Here is a 21,622-nt window from a genome sequence, read left to right as displayed (position 1 = left end):
CCCCCCCCCCCCCCCCCCCCCCCCCGACTTGCGACACGATGTTGGGCGGCCTCGTCATACCTATGATTGTGCTCGGGTTTTGGTTCCCGAGGAGCTTGCATAGGGCCTTGCGAAACCCTGGCAATACTCAGCGAGTGAAACTTTTTAGGGGCGGCAATACCGCAACGCACAACGCTCCATGCGGAGGAAAGTTGTTGCCGTAACACCTTGTTAACGATGGCAAATGGGCCGCTGATAGGGGGCTGATGACGATAGCTTGCGCTCCTGATCGGCCGTCCGTTCCCATTGACCCCCATACCCTCCCATGATATCCCAAATCTCACGTTCGAAGGCCTTCTTCGGGTCGATTTCAAGCATAGGAACGACGCCGCCCGACCGCAGGGAAGGGCAAGTCGGGGCAACCATGGGTTGCTCGGGCGTGGGATTCTCTTGTCTATTTCGGTCGTGAGGTTGGTGCGGTTTGAAGGTGAGGCGCCAAGGGTTGGGGTTGGGTATCGCGAGTGGCGGATCGGTTTCTTTCCAACGCGATCAACAACATCGACGCCAAGGGTCGCGTTTCGGTGCCGGCGCATTTTCGCCAGGTGCTGGCGGCTCGGGACTTCCGTGAGCTCTACGCCCTTCAGGCGATCGGGCAGCCGGCGATCGATGTCGGAGGCATGGATCTCCTGGAGCGATACGAAAGCCGCATGGCGCAGGAGGACCCGTTCGGGGAGGACTACGCCGACATGTCGCTCTTCGCCTATGGCGACGGGGCATTCCTGAAGTTCGACGGGGAGGGGCGGATCATGGTTTCGGATTTCATCCGCTCTCATACCGGCATCACCGATCGCGTCGCCTTCGTCGGGCGCAACCATTTCTTCCAACTCTGGGAGCCATCCCAGTTCGAGGCCTACAGGGCCGAGGCGAGGGCGCGGCTTACCGCGCGCCGCCAAGGCCGAGGCGCGTTCGAGAGTACACCGGAATGACGGCGGATCACGGCTCGGCATTCGTGCCGGCCGATGGCGGACCGGTTCGCCACATTCCGGTGCTTCTCGGCCCCGTCCTCCAGGCGCTCGACCCCAAGCCGGGCGAGCGCTTCGTGGACGGAACCTTCGGGGCGGGCGGCTATTCCGCCGCCATTCTCGGGCGCGGCGCGTCCGTGCTCGGCATCGACCGCGACCCGACGGCGATCGCTGCGGCCGAACCGCTTTTGGCGCAATTTCCCGATCTGTCGCTTCACCAGGGCCGCTTCGGCGAGCTTCGCGACATCGTCGAGGATCGCGAAGGGCAGGTCGACGGGCTGGTGCTCGATATCGGCGTGTCCTCCATGCAGATCGACGATGCGGACCGCGGCTTCTCCTTCCAGAAGGATGGCCCGCTCGACATGCGCATGAGCCGTTCGGGCCCGAGCGCGGCGGATGTCGTGAACCGTCTCAAGGTGGGGGATCTCACCCGCGTCCTGTCGTTTCTGGGCGAGGAGCGTCAGGCGGGACGCATCGCGCGCGCGATCGAAACACGCCGCGCCGAGCGCCCGTTCGAGCGCACGCTGGATCTGGCGGGTCTCGTCGGGCGCGTCGTCGGCCGCTCGCACAAGGATCGCATCGACCCGGCGACACGCACCTTCCAGGCGCTTCGCATCTATGTGAACGACGAGCTCGGCGAACTGGTGCGTGCGTTGATCGCCGCCGAGCACGTGATCAAACCCGGCGGCCGGCTGGTCGTCGTGACCTTCCACTCGCTCGAAGATCGCATCGTGAAGCGCTTTCTTCGCGATCGCGGCGAGGCGACGTCAGGTTCGCGCCATTTACCGGATGTTCAGCATAAGGACGTCACATTCGAGACTCGCAACAAGGCCGTGTCGGGCGACGAGGCGGAGATCGCTCTCAATCCCAGAGCCCGTTCGGCCAAGCTGCGAGCCGCCGTTCGAACCCAAGCGCCGCCCCGGCGCGAGGGGGAAGCGACGGAATTCATCGATCTGCCCTCGCTGGCGGACCTGCCGATGTCCGGAGCTGCCTGAGAAATGCTGAAGACGTTCGATGTCCTTCTCGTCGCCGTGGTCTTGATGGCCGCCGCCTGGACCTTCGGCCACAAGTACCAAGCCGAGGCGCTGGAGCACGAGGTGATGCTGCTCGACCGCAAGATCGCGCAGGAGCGCGAAACCATTCAGCTTCTGGAAGCGGACTGGAGCCTTCTCAACCAGCCGTTCCGCCTGGAAGCGCTTGCGCGCAACTTCGACGCCGTCCTGCAGCTGCGCCCCGTCGATCCCCAGCAGATCGTCGAGCCGAACCAGCTGCCCGCCGTACCCGTGGCACCGGCGCCTGAAGAAGCGGCGACCGGCCCGAAGATCGCATCCGCCAGCCAGGGCAGGGTCCGCTGATGAAACTTCCCAAGCTCGTCCGCGATCTCGTCAAGGCGCAGGGAAGCTCCGCCAAGCCCTCCGTCTCGCCCTTCCGCCGTCGTCGCGCGGAAGCGCCCCGCAACCGGCCGCGCTTCATGATCGCGACCGGCCTTTTCTGCGCGATCTACATGGTGATCGGCGGGCGGCTCGTGATGCTGGGCGCCGTCGCCGATCCGAACGACACCTATCGCTCCACCGCCGGCCAGGGGCCGGTGACGCGCCCCGATCTCGTCGATCGCAACGGCGAAGTGCTGGCGACCGACATCAAGACCGCCTCGCTGTTTGCCGAGCCGCGCCGCATCGTCGATGCCGACGAGGCGAGCGAAGCCTTGATGACGGTTCTGCCCGACCTGAACCCGAAGGTTCTGCATGCGCGCCTTTCGTCCAAGGCCGGCTTCGCCTGGCTGAAGCGCGAACTGACGCCCCGCCAGCAGCAGGAGATCCTGGCACTCGGCATTCCGGGCATCGGCTTCCGTACGGAGAAGAAGCGCTTCTATCCCGGCGGCCCAACCGCGGCCCATATCGTCGGCGTGACCAATGTCGACAATCAGGGCATCGCCGGCATGGAAAAGTATGTCGACGACGCGGGCTTCCGCGATCTTCGCCAGCTGGGCTTTGCCGGCAACGACAAGATGGAGCCGGTCAAGCTTTCCATCGACCTGCGCGTCCAGCACATCGTGCGCGACGAGCTCGTGGCCGCCATGGCGAAGTACAAGGCCGTCGCGGCCGGCGGTCTCGTCATGGACATCCAGACCGGCGAAGTGATCGCCATGGCATCCGTGCCGGACTACGATCCGAACTTCCCGGGCGATGCCCTGAAGAAGGAAAACCTCAACCGCATCTCGGCCGGCACCTTCGAGATGGGTTCGACCTTCAAGATCTTCACCACCGCGATGGCGCTGGATTCCGGCCTCGTGCGCTACAACGACGTGTTCTCGACGACGCCGTTCCGCGTCGCCGGCTTCACGATCAAGGAGTTCCACGGCAAGGGTCGGCCGCTCTCGGTGCCGGAAATCTTCGAATACTCCTCCAACGTTGGCTCCGCACGCGAGGCCGACCTCGTCGGCATCGACGGGCACAAGGAATTCCTGACGCGCATGGGCCTTCTGTCGCGTCTGCGCACGGAACTGCCGGAAACGGCGATGCCTTCGCAGCCGAAGGTCTGGAAGAAGATCAATTCGATGACCATCGCCTTCGGGCACGGCGTTTCGACGACCCCGCTTCAGACGGCGGCGGCCGCTGCCGCGATCGTCAACGACGGCTGGTACGTGCCGCCGACCTTCCTGCCGCGTACCAAGGAGCAGGCCGACGCGCTGCGGGTCAAGGTCGTCAAGGATCAGACCTCGGCGGAAATGCGCGAGATCTTCAAGATCAATGGCGTCAGCGGCTCGGGCAAAAGCGCCAACCCGCCGGGCTATCATGTCGGCGGCAAGACGGGCACGGCGGAAAAGGTTGTGGGCGGGCGCTATTCCAAGGACACGCGCTTCAACGCCTATGTCGGGGCCTTCCCGATCGAGAAGCCGCGCTACCTCGTCCTTTCGATCATCGACGAGCCCAAGAAGGTCGAGGGCGACTATGCCGCGACCTCGGGCTACAACGCGGCACCGATGGTGGGCAACATCGTCCGGCGTGCGGCGACCTTCCTCGACGTCAAGCCGGACTTCGGCGACACCGGAAAACAGCTTCTCGTGTCCTACTGACGTCAAAATGCTTCAACAGCCTGTGACCTTGCTCTAGGAAACGGGCATCGAGGACACGAGGGGAAGCCGGCGGCCAACCGCCGGCTTTTCCGCGCAGTGCGGAAGATGGTGAATGAAGCTTTGCGATCTGGCCGAAGACCTCGCCTCTGGCGGGACCGGTGAAACCATCGACATCACGGGGCTGACGTCGGACTCGCGGGAGGTCCGGCCGGGCTTCCTGTTCGCCGCACTGGCCGGCTCCAAGGGCGACGGCGCGACCTATGTCGCGGATGCCATAGCGAAGGGTGCAAGCGCCGTCCTCGTATCGGCGGGAACGGACGTGTCTTCTCCGGTGCCGGTCCTTCGCTCGGGCGATGCGCGGCGCGCGCTCGCCCGGCTGGCCGCCCGCTTCTATGGTGGGCAACCGCAATATGTCGTGGCCGTCACAGGCACTGCCGGCAAGACATCCATCGCATCCTTCACCCGGCAGATCTGGTCGAGCGCTGGCCTCAAGGCCGCCTCCATCGGCACCACCGGCGTCGTGTCGCCGACGCGCGACGACTACGGATCGTTGACGACGCCCGAACCCGTGGCGCTGGCCAAGCTGATGTCGGAGTTGGCGGGCGAGGGCGTCACCCACGCCTCGATGGAGGCGTCCAGCCACGGCCTCGACCAGCGCCGGCTCGACGGGGTCGAACTGCGCGCGGCCGGCTTCATCAATCTCGGCCGCGACCACCTCGACTACCATCCGACGATGGACGACTACTTCCGCGCCAAGATGCGCCTGTTCGATACGCTCCTGCCGAAGGGCGCCCCGGCGGTGATCTACGCCGACGATCGCTGGTCGGCGCCGGCCACCGAGGTCGCGCAGCGCGCCGGCGCCACGGTGATGACGGTCGGTGCCAACGGCGGCTTCCTGAAGCTGAAGCGGTTGGAGCACGAGCGCCATCGGCAGATCGCCGAAATCGAAGCGGCCGGCAAGCTGCATCGCATCGTCCTGCCGCTGGCCGGCGAGTTCCAGATGGCGAACGCGATGGTCGCGGCGGGCTTGGCGATCGCCACGGGACAGAACGTCGACGACGTGCTTCCGGCGCTGGAACACTTGAAGGGCGCGCCGGGTCGGCTGGATCTTGCCGGCACCACGCCTGCCGGTGCTCCGGTCTTCGTCGACTACGCGCACAAGCCGGAGGCGCTCGAAAACGTTCTCTCCTCCGTTCGCCCCTTCACGACGGGCCGGGTGATCGTTGTGTTCGGCTGCGGCGGTGATCGCGATCGGGGCAAGCGGCCGATCATGGGAGAGATCGCGGGACGGCTCGCCGACATCGTCATCGTCACCGACGACAATCCGCGCTCCGAGGTTCCCGCCGAAATTCGCGCCGCTATCCTGGAGGCCGTGCCGAGCGCGGAGGAGATCGGTGATCGCCGCGCTGCCATCCGCCAAGCCATCGGCGAGGCGCGTTCCGGCGATACGATCATCGTCGCCGGCAAGGGGCACGAGAACGGTCAGACGGTCGGCAACGCGACGCTGCCCTTCAGCGACCACGAGGAAGTTCGCCTCGCCATCGCCGGAATCGCCTCGTGAGCGCGCCGCTCTGGACGGGCGCGGACCTCGCCGCGGCCACGGGCGGACGCCCGATCGGTGCGCTGCCCGGCAGCGTCACCGGCGTTTCCATCGACACGCGCACGCTGGGGCCCGGCGAGGTCTTCTTCGCGGTCAAGGGTGAAGCCTTCGACGGCCATGCCTTCCTGCGGCAGGCGACCGCCGCCGGCGCATCGATGCTGGTCGTGTCGGAGCAGAAGCTGCCGGCGCTCGGCGCCGTGACGCTGCCGCTCGTCGTAGTGGACGACGTCCTGAAAGCACTGGAGCGCCTCGGCGCGGCCGCCCGTGCGCGCTCCACCGCCCGCATCGTCGCGGTGACGGGAAGCGTCGGCAAGACGACCACCAAGGACGCGCTGCGCCACGTGCTGCGCGAGCAGGGCGTGGTGCATGCCTCGGCCGCCTCGTTCAACAATCATTGGGGCGTACCGCTGACGCTGGCGCGCCTTCCCTCCGACGCGCGCTTCGCCGTGTTCGAGATCGGCATGAACCACCCGGACGAGATCCGGCCGCTGGTCAAGCTCGTGCGCCCGCATGTGGCGATCGTCACGCTAATCGCCGCCGCCCATCTCGGCTTCTTCAAGGATCTCGCCGAGATCGCCGCCGCCAAGGCCGAGATCTTCGAGGGACTGGTGCCCGGCGGAACGGCGGTGCTGAACGCCGACGATCCGATGACGGACTTCCTCGCCAACTCGGCGCGCACCAACGGCGTCACCCGCATCACCACCTTTGGCGAGGCCGGCGGCGCGGACTATCGCCTGATGGGATTCCGGCCATCGGCGTCGGGCTCTCGGATCGTGGCGCGGATCGACGGAACGGAAGTCGAGGTGCATCTCGGCTCCGGCGGTCGCCACCTCGTCCAGAACGTCTTGGCCGTTCTCGGCGCGGCCGATCTTCTCGGCGCCGATGTCGAGGAAGCCGCGCGCTCCCTGGGGTCTTGGCGCGCCGGAAAGGGGCGCGGCGAGCGCCACGTCTTGCCGCTCCTTGGCGGCGACGGCGAATGGACCCTGATCGACGAAAGCTACAACGCCAATCCGGCTTCGATGCGCGCCGCGCTCAGCCTCCTGGCGCAGGCCGCGCCCGGCCCCAACGGCCGGCGCATCGCGATCCTCGGCGACATGTTGGAACTCGGTGAGTTTTCCGCCGCGCTCCATGCCGAATTGGCCGGCCCCATTCTCGACGCCCATCCAGATCTGGTTTTCCTCGCGGGCGCAGAAATGCGAGGGCTCGACGCAAGCCTTGAGCGGCTGGTGCGCCACGAGTGGCATGGCTCGACCGACGAGCTTCGCGAAAGCCTTCTGAGGCATCTTCGCCCCGGCGACGTCGTCATGGCGAAGGCCTCGAAGAGCATTGGTTTCTCCAAGATCGTGGACGACCTGATCCGCATCCACACTCCGCCGGCAACACCTGCCCCATCCGACACCGGGCAGGGAGCCTGAACCATGCTGTCCTATCTGGCCGCGCTGGCCGACGACGCCCAGCTCTTCAACGTCTTCCGCTACATCACCTTCCGCACCGGCGGGGCGATGATCACCTCGTTCATCGTGGTGTTCCTGTTCGGCCCGGCGATCATCGCCAACCTGCGCGTGCGCCAGGGGCGGGGCCAGCCGATTCGCGCCGACGGGCCGCAGACCCACTTCAAGAAGGCCGGAACGCCCACGATGGGCGGCCTGATGATCATTTCCGGCTTTCTCGCCGCGACGCTTCTCTGGGCGGACCTGTCGAACCTTTATGTCTGGATGGTGCTTCTGGTGACGATCGGCTTCGGCTCGATTGGATTCTACGACGACTACCTGAAGGTGACGAAGCAGAGCCACAAGGGCTTCTCGGGCAAGTCGCGCCTCGGGCTGGAATTCGTGATCGCGCTCCTCGCCGGCGTCATGGTGATCCTGGCGCAGACCGGCTCTTTCGCGACCTCGCTCTCGATCCCCTTCATCAAGTCGCTGCTGATCGATCTCGGCTGGTTCTATGCTGCCTTCGCCGCCTTCGTCATCGTCGGCGCCGGCAACGCCGTCAACCTGACGGACGGGCTGGACGGGCTCGCCATCATGCCGATCATGATCGCGGCCGCCGCCTTCGGTCTCATCGCCTATCTCGCCGGCAACACCAACTTCGCGAGCTACCTGCAGATCCACTATGTCGTCGGCACCGGCGAGCTTGCCGTCGTCTGCGGCGCGGTGATCGGGGCGGGGCTCGGCTTCCTGTGGTTCAACGCGCCGCCCGCCGCGATCTTCATGGGCGACACGGGGTCGCTAGCGCTCGGCGGCCTCGTCGGCGCGGTGGCGGTCGCCACCAAGCACGAGCTGGTGCTGGTCGTGATCGGCGGTCTCTTCGTCATGGAGGCGCTGTCGGTCATCATCCAGGTCGCCTCGTTCAAGCTGACGGGCAAGCGCGTGTTCCTGATGGCGCCGATCCACCACCATTTCGAGAAGCTCGGCTGGACCGAAAGCCAGGTCGTCGTTCGCTTCTGGATCATCGCCCTGCTTCTGGCTTTCGTCGGCCTGTCCACCCTCAAGCTGCGGTGACGACGATGATCGCGGCGCACACGTTCAAGGATCGCACCGTCGCGCTTTTCGGCCTCGGCGGCTCGGGGCTGGCGACGGCCCGCTCGCTTCAGGCGGGCGGCGCGCGGCTTCTCGCCTTCGACGACAATCCGAAGAGCGTCGAGGCGACCGCTGCCGAAGGCATCGCGACCGGCGACCTGCATGGGCTCGACTGGTCCAGGGTGGACGCGCTGGTCCTGTCGCCCGGCGTTCCGCTGACACACCCCAAGCCCCATTGGGCGGCGGATCTGGCGACGGCCGCGCAGGTGCCGATCATCGGCGATGTCGAAATCTTCGTGCGCGAGCGCGATGCGCAGACGCCGAAAGCACCCTTCGTCGCCATCACCGGCACCAACGGCAAGTCCACCACGACGGCCTTGATCGCGCATTGCCTGGAGGCTTCGGGGCGCGATACGCAACTCGGCGGCAATATCGGCGTCGCCGTCCTGACGCTCGACCCCCCTTCGCCCGATCGCTTCTACGTAGTCGAGTGTTCGTCCTACCAGATCGATCTCGCGCCCTCGATCCGCCCGACCGTCGGCATTCTCCTGAACCTGACGCCCGACCATCTCGACCGCCACGGCACGATGGAGAACTACGCGGCCGTGAAGGCGCGGCTTCTTCAAGAGGCCGGCACGGCGGTGATCGGCGTCGACGACGACTATTGCGCCGGCATCGCCGATTGGCACGAAAGCGAGGGTAACGTCGTCGTGCGCATCTCCAAGGAGCGCGCGCTAGACGACGGCGTGTTCTTTGCGGACGGCGAGATCCGCGTGGCGCAAGGCGGTGCGGTCACGAAACGTTTTCCCCTCGCTGGCATCGGCTCGCTGCGCGGGCGCCACAACGGGCAGAACGCGGCGGCGGCCGTCGCGACCCTTCTGGCGCTCGGGCTCAGCGAGCACGAGATCGCCAACGGCCTGCGGCTCTTCCCCGGCCTCGCACATCGCATGGAGGAGGTCGGCCGGCAGGGGTCGGTTCTCTTCGTCAACGATTCCAAGGCCACCAACGCCGATGCCGCCGCGCCTGCGCTCGGCAGCTTCGAGCGCATCCACTGGATCGCCGGCGGTCTGCCGAAGGAGGGCGGGATCGCCTCGCTCGAGCCCTTCTTCGACCGGATCGCCAAGGCCTATCTGATCGGCGAGGCGGCGCCCGTGTTCGCGGCGACTCTTGGTGAACGAATTCCTTACGAAATCTCGGGTAGCCTCGATACTGCCGTCGAAAACGCGGCGCGAGATGCGGCGCGGTCGGGTGCGGAGGAAGTGGTGCTCCTGTCTCCTGCCTGCGCCAGCTTCGATCAGTTCCGCAATTTCGAGGTCCGGGGCGATACGTTCCGCCGGCTCGTGGAAGGGCTTCCTTCCATCGAACTCTCGTCTAGGGGTTAAGCGATGACCAGCCGCGCCAAGAAGGGGCTCATCACGGACTGGTGGTGGTCGATCGATCGCTGGTTCCTGGCCGCCTTTCTGATCCTGATGATCGGGGGCATGGTCCTGAGCTTTGCCGCAAGTCCGCCGGTGGCCGAGAAGATCGGCTTGGAGCCATTTCACTTCGTCAAGCGCCACGCGATGTTCCTCCTGCCGTCGATCGCGGTGATGCTGGCGACCTCGCTTCTGACCCCACGCGGCATCCGCCGTATGGCGATCATCATGCTGGGCGTTTCGCTTCTCATGATGGTGGGCGCGCTGTTCTTCGGCATGGAAGTGAAGGGCGCGCGGCGCTGGCTGAGCTTCGGCCCGCTCACCATCCAGCCGTCCGAGTTCATGAAGCCGGCTTTCGTGATCGTCTGCGCCTGGCTCTTCGCCGAGCGCTCGCGCCGGGCCGAGATTCCCGGCAACCTCTTCTCGATCATGCTTCTGATCGTGGTGGCGGCGCTGCTCGTCGCCCAGCCCGATCTCGGGCAGACGATCCTGACGGCGGGCACCTGGAGCTGCATGTTCTTCATGGCCGGTCTCTCCTGGATCTGGATCGTGCTCCTCGGCGGCATCGGCGGGGTCGGGTTCCTGGGCGCCTACTTCGCCTTCCCGCACGTCGCCTCGCGTATCGATCGCTTCGTGACCGGCGAGGGCGACACGTTCCAAGTGGACACCGCGCGTGACGCCATCCTGCGCGGCGGCTGGTTCGGCCAGGGGCCGGGCGAGGGAACGGTCAAGCGCCTCCTGCCCGACAGCCACACCGACTTCGCGTATTCGGTCATTGCCGAGGAGTTCGGTATCGTTTCCTGCATGGCGCTGACGGGGGTGTTCTGCTTCGTCGTGGTGCGCGGCCTTTCCATCGCCTTCGCGCAGCGCGACACGTTCTGCCGCCTCGCCATCTCCGGCCTCGTGATGCTGTTCGGCCTCCAGTCTATCATCAACATGGCGGTCAATCTTCACCTGATGCCGGCCAAGGGCATGACGCTGCCGTTCATCTCCTATGGCGGCTCGTCGATGACGGCGGTCGCCATCTCGGCCGGCTTCGTCCTTGCCCTGACGCGCAAGCGCGCCGAGAACGTCTCGCAGACCGACCGGCTGGTGGAGCGGACCATGGCGTTCCAGATGCCGGTCCCGGCGCGCTGAGGAACGAGCCATGTCCGCACCCATCCTTCTGTGCGCCGGCGGCACGGGCGGCCACCTGTTTCCGGCCGAAGCCCTGGCGCACGAGCTTCATGCGCGCGGACTGAAGGTCCACCTCGTCACCGACGAGCGGGCCGGGCGCTACGCCGGCAGCTTTCCCGCTGACGAGACCCACGTCGTGCCGTCCGCCACGTTCGGCTCGAAGAACCCGGTCGCGATCCTGCGCTCCGGGCTCAAACTTTGGGGCGGCTACCGGCAGGCGATCGCGTTGATGAAGCGTCTGCGACCTGCCGTCGTCGTCGGCTTCGGCGGCTATCCGACGGTTCCCCCGATGATGGCGGCGGTGCAGGTCGGCGTGCCGACCGTGATCCATGAGCAGAACGCCGTGATGGGCCGCGCCAACAAATTTCTCGCCGGCCGCGTCGCCCGCATCGCCGCCGGTATCCCGCAAGCGCACGATGACGCCACGATCGCCGCCAAGCTGGCGGTCACCGGCAATCCGGTGCGCCCGGCGGTGCTGGAGGCTGCGGCCTTGCCCTATGTGCCGAGCGCGGAGGGCGAGCCGTTCCATCTCGTCGTGTTCGGCGGCAGCCAGGGCGCGAGCTTCTTTTCCGACGCGGTGCCGGCGGCGGTGAAGCTCCTGCCGGCGGCCGTGCGCGCGCGCCTGCGCATCACGCAGCAGGCCCGGGCGGAGGACGAGGACCGCGTTCGCGCCGCCTACCGCGAACTCGGCGTGCCAGCCGACGTCTCGCCGTTCTTCCAGGACATGGCATCGCGCATCGGCGCGGCGCATCTCGTCGTCAGCCGCGCCGGGGCCTCCACCGTTTCGGAACTTTCCGTGATCGGCCGCCCGTCCGTTCTTGTGCCGTACCCCTACGCGCTCGACCACGATCAGGCGGCCAATGCGGCTCGCCTCGAAAAGGCCGGCGGCACGATCGTCTCGAAGCAGGCCGACCTTTCGCCCGAGCGTCTGGCCGGTATCGTGACCCTGATCGCCAACGACCCCAACCATGCCGAGATCATGGCTACAGCTGCGAAGGCGCAAGGCATTCCGCACGCCGCGAAGCTGCTCGCCGATCTCGTGACCTCCCTGCCGAGCGCTTCGAAGAGCGCTTAGAATCTTGACGACCAGACGACGGAAAAGGAGCGCGCCATGAAGATGCCGCCCAATATCGGCCCGGTGCATTTCATCGGCATCGGCGGCATCGGCATGAGCGGCATCGCCGAAGTGCTCGTCAATCTCGGCTACACCGTGCAGGGTTCCGACGCGTCCGAAGGCGCCAACGTCCAGCGCCTGCGCGAAAAGGGCGTGACGGTCCATGTCGGCCACGCCGCCGAGAATCTGGGGCTGGCCGAAGTCGTCGTCGTCTCCACCGCCATCAAGCGCTCCAACCCGGAGCTCGCCGCCGCGCGCGAGCGCCTGCTCCCCATCGTGCGCCGCGCCGAGATGCTGGCCGAGCTGATGCGCTTCCGCCAGGCGATCGCCATCGGCGGCACGCACGGCAAGACCACGACCACTTCGATGGTCGCGACGCTTCTCGACGCCGGCGGCATGGACCCGACCGTCGTCAACGGCGGCATCATCAACGCCTACGGCACCAACGCCCGCATGGGCGAGGGCGAGTGGATGGTGGTGGAGGCGGACGAGAGCGACGGCACATTCCTCAAGCTGCCGGCCGACGTCGCGGTCGTCACCAATATCGACCCCGAGCATCTCGACCACTACGGCACGTTCGACAAGGTGCGCGCCGCCTTCCGCGCCTTCGTCGAGAACGTGCCGTTCTACGGCTTCGCCGTGATGTGCCTCGACCACCCGGAGGTGCAGACGCTGGTGTCCGAGATCGAGGACCGGCGCATCATCACCTATGGCGAGAACCTCCAGGCCGACGCGCGCTTCGCCAACGTGCGGGCGGAGGGCGCCAAGTCGACCTTCGACGTCACGATCCGCGACCGCATCACCGGCGAGACGGCGGAACTGCCGAACCTCGTCCTGCCGATGCCGGGCCGGCACAACGTGTCGAACGCGACGGCCGCCGTCGCCGTCGCCCATCGGATCGGCATCGGCGCGGAGGCGATCCGCAAGGGTCTCGCCTCGTTCGGCGGCGTCAAGCGCCGCTTCACCCATACCGGCAACGCCCACGGGATCGACGTCTACGACGACTATGGCCACCACCCGGTGGAGATCCGAGCCGTCCTTTCGGCCGCGCGCTCGGCCGCCTCGGGACGCGTTATCGCCGTGGTGCAGCCGCATCGATACACGCGCCTGCAAAGCCTGTTCGCCGATTTCGCTGCCTGCTTCAACGACGCTGACACGGTGATCCTGGCGCCGGTCTATTCGGCCGGGGAAGAGCCAATCGAGATGGTGAACTCCGAGATGCTGGCCGAGCGCCTGCGCCTCGGCGGGCACCGCGACGCGCGGCTGATCGACGGGCCGGCAGAGCTCGCGCCGTTGGTGCATCGCGTCGCCAAGAGCGGCGACATGGTCGTTTGCCTCGGTGCCGGCTCCATCACCGGCTGGGCCTATGCGCTGCCGAAGGAGCTCGAAGCGCTGGGCCAGCCTGCTTGAGCGAACTCCTCGAACATTTGTCTGGCCTCGGGCTTCGCGGCAAGCTGGCGGTGGACGCCGATCTGTCGAAAATCACATGGTTCCGAACCGGCGGCCCGGCGGATGTGATGTTCCAGCCGGCGGACGAGGCCGATCTCGCGGCCTTCCTTGCGGGCCTTTCGGCCGACGTGCCGCTGACGGTGGTCGGCATCGGGTCCAACCTCCTGATCCGCGATGGCGGGGTCGGGGGTGTCGTCCTACGGCTGCCCGCCAAGGGCTTCGGCGAGGTCGAGGCGATCGGGGCAGGGCGCATCCGCGCAGGCGCAGCGGCGAGCGACAAGCGCGTCGCCGCCGTGGCGCTGGAAGAGGGCATCGGCGGCTTTCACTTCCTGCACGGTATTCCCGGCGGGATCGGCGGCGCGATCCGCATGAACGGCGGGGCGAACGGCGTGGAAACTGCGGACCGGCTGGTGGAAGCGCGCGCGCTCGGTCGGCAGGGAAGGCTCCACGTTCTGTCGCGCGCCGAGATGGGCTATTCCTATCGCCATGCCGATGCGCCGGAAGAGCTGATCTTTGTTTCCGCTGTCTTCGAAGGACCTGAGACCGATCCCGCCGAAATCCGCCGCCTGATGGATGAGGTGCAGCACCACCGCGAAACGGTCCAGCCCGTGCGCGAGAAGACCGGCGGCTCCACCTTCAAGAACCCGCCCGGCACATCCGCCTGGAAGGAGATCGACCGGGCCGGATGCCGCGGATTGCGGATCGGCGGGGCCGAGATGTCGGCGCTTCACTGCAACTTCATGATCAATGCCGAAGGCGCCACCGGTCACGACCTCGAACTCTTGGGAGAAACCGTGCGCCGGCGGGTGTTCGAGACGAACGGCATCCTTCTCGAATGGGAGATCAAGCGCCTCGGTCGCTTCGGCGACACCGGCGAGGTCGAACCCTTCGAGCCCTGAATCAGGCTGGCCGTTCGTCGAGGACGGCCCTAAACCCCGAGGACCGATGCGCCAAGTCCGCCGGGTCACGATGTCCGACAAAGCCGAACAATCCGTCCTCAAGCGCTCGATCGCCGCGACCATCCTCGTCGGATCGTTCGGCGTCGTCTTCGGCGCCCTGTCGGGTTCGCTGTCGATCGTGTTCGACGGCGTGTTCTCGGTCGTCGATGCGTCGATGACGTTCCTCGCCCTTCTGGTGACCCGGCTGATCGCGCGTCATTCCAGCCGGCGGTTCCAGATGGGGTTCTGGCACCTCGAGCCGATGGTGCTCCTGTTCAACGGCGGGCTGCTGACGCTTCTGTCCTTCTATGCCTTCGTCAACGCCGTTGCGACGCTTCTGGCGGGCGGGCGCGAGCTCGTGTTCGACTGGGCCATCGGCTACGCCGTCGTGACGGTCGCCATCTGCCTGTCGATGTTTCTCTACGGTCGGCGGAAGAACCGCGAGATCCGTTCCGACTTCCTAGCGTTCGACGTGAAGGGCTGGGCGATGTCCGGCCTCGTCACCGCCGCGCTTCTCGTCGCCTTCGTGGTGGCGACGCTTCTGGAGGGGAGCGCCTACGAACACTGGACGCCGTACGTCGATCCGGCCGTGCTCGCGGTTCTGACGCTTGGCCTTGTGCCCGTGCCCCTGCGCACGGTGATGGAGGCGCTGAAGGACATCTTCCTCGTCGCGCCTGCCGAACTCGACATCCGGGTGCGCGAGATCGCGGATGCGGCGCTCGCGCGTCACGGTTTCACCGAGGCGCGCACCTATGTCGCCAAGGTCGGGCGCTCGCGCTTCGTGGAACTCCACTTCGTGGTTCCGGCGGATCATCCAGCCCAAACGCTTCGCGATTTCGACCGCGTGCGCGAGGAGATCGGCGAGGCGATCGGGGGCGCCGCAAGGGATCGTTGGCTGACCGTGTCGTTCACCGCCGATCCGAAATGGGTGGAGTAGAAACGGAGGCGGAAGGGTTAACGCCGCCTCTCCGAACGGCCTTACGATTTTCTTGATTTGGCCACCGTTGCTTAACCCTCGCTTAACCATCCTCAAGCGATGAATGGTCCCTGACCCTTAATGGATGGGATCTCCGGTCGATGACCTCGCATGTTGCAGTGCTGTTCGGTGGCTTCTCGTCGGAAAGGCCGGTGAGCCTTTCCTCCGGCAAGGCCTGCGCGGACGCGCTGGAGACGGAAGGGTTCCGCGTCAGCCGGGTGGACGTGGACCGCAACGTCGCCGAAGTCCTCAAGGAGCTGAAGCCCGACGTCGCCTTCAATGCGCTGCATGGGCCCTACGGCGAGGACGGCACGATCCAGGGCATCCTCGAGTTCCTGCAGATTCCTTATACGCATTCCGGCGTCCTCGCCTCTGCGCTCGCCATGAACAAGGTGAAGGCCAAGGCGATCGCCAAGACGGCCGGCGTGCCGGTGCTGGATCACAAGATCCTGCCCCGTCGCGAGGTGGCGGCCGCCCATGTCCTGCCCCCGCCCTATGTCGTCAAGCCGATCGCGGAAGGCTCGTCCTTCGGCGTCCTGATCGTGCGCGAGGACCAGCCCCATCCGCCCCAGCAGTTGCACGGCGCGGACTGGAGCTTCGGCGAGGAGGTGATGGTCGAGCGCTTCGTTCCCGGGCGCGAGCTGACCTGCGCCGTGATGGGCGACGTCGCGCTTCCCGTCTGCGAGATCACCACCGAAGGCCACGCCTTCTACGACTACGATTCCAAGTATCTGCCGGGCGGCTCGCGCCACGTCATTCCGGCCGAGATCCCGTCCGCGATCGCGCGCCGGGTGCAGGAGGCCTCGCTCGCCGCGCACCGCGCGATCGGCTGTCGCGGCGTGTCGCGCTCCGACTTCCGCTTCGACGACCGGGGCGGGGAGGCGGGCGAGCTGATCTGGCTGGAGGTCAACACCCAGCCCGGCATGACGCCGACTTCGCTGGTGCCCGACATCGCCAAGCAAGCCGGCCATTCCTTCGGCGAACTCCTGTCCTGGATGGTGAGGGACGCGTCATGCCATCGCTGAACCGCCCCCGTTTTTCCGGCCCCGTGTTCCAGCGCGTCAGCCCGCTGGCGATGAAGGCGCAGCGGCTCGGCCGCAAGCTGATCATCGCCGTCAAGAACGCGCGCGACCTGCCGCTTCCGCGCTTCGGCTTCGTGGCGACGGGGCTTCTCGGCTCCACCGCGCTCTACGGCATGGTGCTCGGCGGGCACACGCCGGCCGTGATCGATGCTCTCGCCGAGCCGATGGGCCTGTCGATCGAAACGGTGGACGTCACCGGCTACTCGGAGACCAGCGAGATCGACGTTCTCCAAACGCTCTGGATGACCGGCGCGCAGACGCTGCCGGCGCTGGACGTGGGCGCTGCGCGCACCGCGATCGAGGCGATGCCTTGGATCGAGAGCGCGACGATCGAGAAGGAATATCCCAACCGCGTGAAGATCGCGCTGGTGGAGCGCAAGCCCTTCGCCCTTTGGCAGCGCGACAAGGATCTTTGGATCGTCGATCACGAGGGCCGGGAGATCGTGCCCTATGCGACGACGCGCTTCACCGACCTGCCCTTCGTGGTGGGGCCGGGCGCGGCGCGGGAAGCCGCCGACATTCTCGACAAGATGGCGCTCGTTCCCGAACTCGATCAGCGCATCAAGGCCTATGTGCGCGTCGGCGACCGGCGCTGGGACCTGCGTCTCGACAACGGCGTCGTCGTGCGCCTGCCCGAACTCGAGCCGATCGAGGCGGCGGCCACCGTCATGCGTCTCGACCGCAACGAGGGGCTGCTCGGGCGCGACATCCTCTCGGTCGACATGCGCCTTCCCGACCGGATGGTGGTCAAGCTCACCCCCGCCGCCAAGACGCGCTGGGACAAGGTGGTCAAGGAGCGCGACAAGCTCTGGAAGCAGGCTCAAAAGGAAAAGCCGGTATGAGTCTCTTCTCCAAGCACACGGACGAACTGCCCCGGATCAAGAAGCCTTCGGACAAGCGCGTTCGCACGATCTCCGTGCTCGACGTCGGCTCCTCCAAGGTCACCTGCCTGATCGCCAAGCTGAAACCGCGCCCCGAAAGCGAGGTCCTTCCTGGCCGTACGCATGTGGTCGAGGTCATCGGCATCGGTCACCATCGCTCGCGCGGCATCAAGTCGGGCGTGGTGGTGGATCTGGATGCGGCGGAAAAGTCCATCCGCTTCTGCGTCGACGCCGCCGAGCGCATGGCGGGGTTGACCATCGAGTCGCTGATCGTCTCGGTCTGCGCCGGCCGCCTCAAAAGCCTGCGCGGTTCGGCGCGCGGGCTCGTGTCGGGCGCCGAAGTTGACGACAACGACCTGAAGCAGGTGCTGAACCAGGCGGCGCGCCATCCGATGCGTGAAGGACGGATCGCGCTGCACCGCGTGCCCTTCGACCTGTCGCTGGATGGCGAGGGCAACCTCGAAAATCCCGTCGGCATGACCGGCTCGGAGCTCGGCGCCGATCTCCACATCCTGTCAGCCGAGGAAACTCCTCTGCGCAACCTCGAGGCCGCGATCAACCGTGCGCATCTCGTGGTCGAGGCTTTCGTGGCGACCCCCTATGCCAGCGGCCTGTCGACGCTTGTCGACGACGAGGCGCTGATGGGCTCCGCCTGCATCGACATGGGCGCCGGCTCCACCACGATCTCGATCTTCCAGAACGGCCGCTTCGCCTATGCCGACGCGGTCGCGCTCGGCGGCCATCACATCACGATGGATCTGGCGCGCGGCCTGTCGATCCGGCCCGAACAGGCCGAACGGCTGAAGGTGATGCACGGCAACGCGCTGCCGAGCCTGATGGCGGACGGCGAAACCGTGTCCGTCGCCCCGCTCGGCGACGAGGGCAACGAGCAGCCGGTGCAGGTGTCGCGCTCGCTGATCGCGCGCATCATCCGCCCGCGCGTCGAGGAAACGCTGGAGCTGATCCGCGATCGGCTGGCCGCGTCCAATCTCGGCCACGTGATCGGCAAGCGCGTGGTGCTGACGGGCGGCGCCAGCCAGCTCGCCGGCCTGTCGGATGCCGGGCGCCAGCTTCTCAACCGCAACGTCCGGCTCGGGCGCCCGGTCGGCGTCGCCGGACTTTCGGCTTCCAACAAGAGCCCGGCCTTCGCCACGGCGGTCGGCCTTCTGATCTATCCGCAGGTGGCGTCCATGGAACACGTGCCCGAACAGTCGATGATCGATTTCGCGCTCGACCCCCGCACACGGGTCGGCCGCTTCGGATCGTGGCTCAAGCAAAGTTTCTGAGCCGAGTTTCTGACAAGCTTCGCGTGCGAAGCTGACCCACCCGAACCCTATCGGTGCGCGCCGCGCACCGGCACAAAAGACCCGACGGCCGGCGCGGCGAGACGGCCCAGCGACAAGGAAACCACGATGAGCATCACCCTGCAGAAGCCGGACATCACCGAGCTGAAGCCGCGGATCACCGTGTTCGGTGTGGGCGGTGGCGGCTGCAATGCCGTCAACAACATGATCAACGCCGGGCTCGAGGGCGTCGAGTTCGTGATCGCCAACACGGATGCGCAGGCGCTCCGCTCCTCGCGCGCCGAGCGCGTCATCCAGATGGGCGTCGCCGTCACCGAAGGCTTGGGCGCCGGCTCGCAGCCGGAAGTCGGCCGCGCGGCCGCCGAAGAGTCGCTCGACGAGATCTGCGATCACCTTCTCGGCTCGCACATGTGCTTCGTCACCGCCGGCATGGGCGGCGGCACCGGCACGGGCGCAGCCCCGGTGGTCGCCCGAGCGGCGCGCGAAAAGGGCATCCTGACGGTCGGCGTCGTCACCAAGCCGTTCCACTTCGAGGGGCAGCGCCGTCTGCGCATCGCCGAGCAGGGCATCGAGGAACTGCAGAAGAACGTCGATACGCTCATCGTCATTCCCAATCAGAACCTCTTCCGCATCGCCAACGACAAGACCACCTTCGCCGATGCCTTCGGCATGGCCGACCAGGTGCTCTATTCCGGCGTCGCCTGCATCACCGACCTGATGGTGAAGGAAGGCCTGATCAACCTCGACTTCGCGGACGTGCGTTCCGTGATGCGCGAGATGGGCAAGGCGATGATGGGCACGGGCGAAGCCTCCGGCGAGGGCCGCGCCATGGCCGCCGCCGAGGCGGCGATCGCCAACCCGCTTCTCGACGAAACCTCCATGAAGGGCGCCAAGGGCCTCCTGATCTCGATCACCGGCGGGCGCGATCTGACGCTGTTCGAGGTGGACGAGGCGGCGACCCGCATCCGCGAGGAAGTCGACCAGGACGCCAACATCATCCTCGGCGCGACCTTCGACGAGAACCTGGAAGGCGTGATCCGCGTGTCGGTGGTCGCCACCGGCATCGACAAGGCCGCCATGGAAGTCTACGGCCACTCGGAAGCCCGCGCGACGGCGCCCGCCGTGGCGGCTCGCCCGGCGCCTGCGCCGCAGCCGGCTCCGGTCGCCCACGTCCCGGCCCCGGCGCCGGTCATGCAGCAGCCGATGCCCGCGCCGGTCGCCGCCCAGCCCGCCTACCATGCCCAGCCGGTCCAGGCTCAGGCGCTGCCCGACATCGAGGACGACTTCACCGCCGCCCTCGAAGCCGAGATCGCCCAGGTCGCGCCACGCGCGCCGGCTCCTCGCCAGCCCGTCCAGAGCCAGCCGGTCCAGACCCGCATGCCGCGCGTGGAAGACTTCCCGCCGGTGGTGCAGGCGGAAATCGAGCGTCGCAACGCCGCGCTCGAGGCATCGGGTGACGATCGCGGGCCGATGGGCCTTCTGCGTCGCCTGACGACGGGTCTCTCGCGCCGCGAGGAAGACGAGGCGATCCTGGCCGATCCGGTCCGCCCGGCTCCCGCCCAGCGCCGCCCGGCCGAGCAGAGCGCCTATGCGCCGCGCCGTCAGGCGGCCGACTCCGCCGCCCGTCCGCAGACCGCGACGCGTCCGGCGAGCGAAGACGATCAGTTGGAAATCCCGGCCTTCCTGCGCCGCCAGTCCAACTGACGGTCACAAACTCGTCGCGTTTCATCGAAGGCCCGCCCCGGAAACAGGGCGGGCCTTTTGCTATGCGACTGATTTTGTTGAGGTAAATCAACGCTTAACGCCTGTTCCGGTAACACTGGGTAAGAATGTGTGATTTGGCCGAAATAGGACCTCGACCTAAATCACGTGACAGATTTCAAACGCTTCGCGCGCCCCTTCGGATCTTCCGAAAGCCGAGAAGAGTTCCCCGCCGGATCTTCGTTTCAGTCGCGAAGGCGTTCCTGCGGATCGGCATGAAGGGACAGCCCACAGTGGTCATGAGCCAGCACACGATCGGAGCGCGCATCGGGTTCGAGGGCGTCGGCGTCCACAACGGTGCGCTGGTGGAACTTTCGCTTCATCCCGCCGAGCCGGACACGGGCATCGTCTTCCACGTGTTCGAGGAGTCGGGTCTGGTGCAGGAGATCCGCGCGATCTCCTCCAACGTCTCCTCCACCGATCTATCGACCATCGTCGGCGATCGCCGGGGCGCGCATGTCGCGACCATCGAACACATCATGGCGGCGCTTTACGCCATGGATGTCGACAACGTCGTGGTCCAGATCGACGGCAACGAGATCCCGATCATGGACGGCGGCTCGGACATGTTCGTTCGCGCCATCGAATCGGCCGGCCTCGTCGCCCAGCGCGCGCCCCGCCGTTTCCTCAAGGTGCTGAAGCCAGTTCGCGTCGAATTGAACGGTGGCTATGCCGAGTATCGTCCGTTCGAGGGTACCCGCTTCGAGATCGAGATCGATTTCGCCACCGCTGCCATCGGTCGCCAGCGCTTCGCCGCCGACCTGACGCCGGCGACCTTTCGCGATCAGCTCGCGCGCGCGCGCACCTTCGGCTTTATGAAGGACGTGGAGCGTCTCTGGGCGTCCGGCCACGCGCTCGGCTCCTCGCTGGAAAACTCGGTCGTGATCGGTGACGACGATCGCGTGATCAATCCGGACGGCCTTCGCTACGAGGACGAGTTCGTTCGTCACAAGACGCTGGACGCCGTCGGCGACCAGGCGCTCGCCGGCGCGCGGGTTCTCGGCTGTTACCGCTCCTACAAGGGCGGCCATCGCCTCAACGCCATGGCGCTGCAGGCGCTTCTCGCCGACCCCGCGGCCCATGCCTTCATCGAGGCGCCCGCCCGCCGCGCGGAGCCCGGCCGCCAGTCCGGCATGGCGGCGATCGCCGTTCCCGCTCTCGGACCGCAGACGATCTGATCGCGCCAGCGCGAGCCCAAGTCTTAAAAAAGGCGTCTTGACCTGTCCTCAAGCGTTGTCGCGGCGAGGGACGTTGGCTAGGAAGTTGAGCCGGCTTCGCGATGCGTGCCGTTTCGAGAAAAGCCTGAGGGGAACCAGATCGATGGGAATCA

Annotated in this window: 18 protein-coding genes; all 18 read left to right on the top strand. The window is 66.8% G+C overall.

From position 1 onward, the window contains the following. The first annotated feature begins 500 nt into the window (after positions 1–500). The 18 genes from mraZ (at position 501) to lpxC (ending at position 21,470) form a co-directional block, all read left to right on the top strand. Positions 501–965, top strand: coding sequence for a division/cell wall cluster transcriptional repressor MraZ (gene mraZ, locus H7A85_RS17070; protein WP_182087168.1), 465 nt, complete (start codon positions 501–503; stop codon positions 963–965). After that, the gene (rsmH, locus tag H7A85_RS17065; RefSeq protein WP_182087167.1) at positions 962–1,996 is read left to right on the top strand and encodes a 16S rRNA (cytosine(1402)-N(4))-methyltransferase RsmH; all 1,035 of its coding nucleotides are present in this window, start codon (positions 962–964) and stop codon (positions 1,994–1,996) included. The genes mraZ and rsmH overlap by 4 nt, the downstream gene beginning before the upstream one ends. A 3-nt stretch (positions 1,997–1,999) precedes the next feature. Beyond that, positions 2,000–2,356, top strand: coding sequence for a hypothetical protein (locus tag H7A85_RS17060; protein ID WP_182087166.1), 357 nt, complete (start codon positions 2,000–2,002; stop codon positions 2,354–2,356). After that, entirely contained in the window at positions 2,356–4,077 is a 1,722-nt protein-coding gene (locus tag H7A85_RS17055; protein WP_182087165.1) for a penicillin-binding protein 2, read from the top strand. Before H7A85_RS17060 ends, H7A85_RS17055 begins: the two co-directional genes overlap by 1 nt. 112 nt (positions 4,078–4,189) lie before the next feature. Then, positions 4,190–5,638 (top strand): UDP-N-acetylmuramoyl-L-alanyl-D-glutamate--2,6-diaminopimelate ligase, encoded by a 1,449-nt coding sequence (locus tag H7A85_RS17050; protein ID WP_182087164.1) that lies wholly within the window; start codon positions 4,190–4,192, stop codon positions 5,636–5,638. Further along, complete coding sequence (locus H7A85_RS17045; RefSeq protein WP_182087163.1) at positions 5,635–7,092, top strand: UDP-N-acetylmuramoylalanyl-D-glutamyl-2,6-diaminopimelate--D-alanyl-D-alanine ligase; 1,458 nt, start codon at positions 5,635–5,637, stop codon at positions 7,090–7,092. The genes H7A85_RS17050 and H7A85_RS17045 overlap by 4 nt, the downstream gene beginning before the upstream one ends. A gap of 3 nt (positions 7,093–7,095) precedes the next feature. Next, entirely contained in the window at positions 7,096–8,178 is a 1,083-nt protein-coding gene (mraY, locus tag H7A85_RS17040; RefSeq protein ID WP_182087162.1) for a phospho-N-acetylmuramoyl-pentapeptide-transferase, read from the top strand. A gap of 5 nt (positions 8,179–8,183) precedes the next feature. Then, on the top strand, positions 8,184–9,578 hold the full coding sequence (gene murD, locus H7A85_RS17035; protein WP_182087173.1) for a UDP-N-acetylmuramoyl-L-alanine--D-glutamate ligase: 1,395 nt from the start codon (positions 8,184–8,186) through the stop codon (positions 9,576–9,578). A gap of 3 nt (positions 9,579–9,581) precedes the next feature. Then, a complete protein-coding gene (locus tag H7A85_RS17030; protein WP_182087161.1) occupies positions 9,582–10,748 on the top strand; it encodes a putative peptidoglycan glycosyltransferase FtsW in 1,167 nt (388 codons plus the stop codon). Positions 10,749–10,758: 10 nt separating this feature from the next. Next, entirely contained in the window at positions 10,759–11,862 is a 1,104-nt protein-coding gene (murG, locus tag H7A85_RS17025) for an undecaprenyldiphospho-muramoylpentapeptide beta-N-acetylglucosaminyltransferase (protein WP_182087160.1), read from the top strand. A 36-nt stretch (positions 11,863–11,898) separates the two neighbouring features. Then, entirely contained in the window at positions 11,899–13,311 is a 1,413-nt protein-coding gene (murC, locus tag H7A85_RS17020) for a UDP-N-acetylmuramate--L-alanine ligase (RefSeq protein WP_182087159.1), read from the top strand. Continuing rightward, positions 13,308–14,249 carry a UDP-N-acetylmuramate dehydrogenase gene (gene murB / locus H7A85_RS17015; RefSeq protein WP_244631246.1) on the top strand — a complete coding sequence of 314 codons (942 nt, stop codon included), beginning with the start codon at positions 13,308–13,310 and terminating at the stop codon, positions 14,247–14,249. The genes murC and murB overlap by 4 nt, the downstream gene beginning before the upstream one ends. A gap of 46 nt (positions 14,250–14,295) precedes the next feature. After that, positions 14,296–15,225 carry a cation transporter gene (locus tag H7A85_RS17010; RefSeq protein ID WP_182087158.1) on the top strand — a complete coding sequence of 310 codons (930 nt, stop codon included), beginning with the start codon at positions 14,296–14,298 and terminating at the stop codon, positions 15,223–15,225. 140 nt (positions 15,226–15,365) lie between these two features. Then, on the top strand, positions 15,366–16,289 hold the full coding sequence (locus H7A85_RS17005; RefSeq protein WP_182087157.1) for a D-alanine--D-alanine ligase: 924 nt from the start codon (positions 15,366–15,368) through the stop codon (positions 16,287–16,289). Continuing rightward, a complete protein-coding gene (locus H7A85_RS17000) occupies positions 16,277–17,188 on the top strand; it encodes a cell division protein FtsQ/DivIB (RefSeq protein ID WP_182087156.1) in 912 nt (303 codons plus the stop codon). Before H7A85_RS17005 ends, H7A85_RS17000 begins: the two co-directional genes overlap by 13 nt. Beyond that, positions 17,185–18,513, top strand: coding sequence for a cell division protein FtsA (gene ftsA, locus H7A85_RS16995; RefSeq protein WP_182087155.1), 1,329 nt, complete (start codon positions 17,185–17,187; stop codon positions 18,511–18,513). The genes H7A85_RS17000 and ftsA overlap by 4 nt, the downstream gene beginning before the upstream one ends. Positions 18,514–18,639: 126 nt before the next feature. Further along, a complete protein-coding gene (ftsZ, locus tag H7A85_RS16990; RefSeq protein WP_182087154.1) occupies positions 18,640–20,235 on the top strand; it encodes a cell division protein FtsZ in 1,596 nt (531 codons plus the stop codon). Positions 20,236–20,531: 296 nt separating this feature from the next. Beyond that, positions 20,532–21,470, top strand: a complete 939-nt coding sequence (lpxC, locus tag H7A85_RS16985) for a UDP-3-O-acyl-N-acetylglucosamine deacetylase (protein WP_182087153.1) — start codon at positions 20,532–20,534, stop codon at positions 21,468–21,470. The last annotated feature ends 152 nt before the right edge of the window (positions 21,471–21,622 follow it).

This window comes from Aureimonas sp. ME7, assembly GCF_903970965.1.
Lineage (GTDB): Bacteria > Pseudomonadota > Alphaproteobacteria > Rhizobiales > Rhizobiaceae > Aureimonas.
This window is presented reverse-complemented; position numbering and strand designations above follow the sequence as displayed.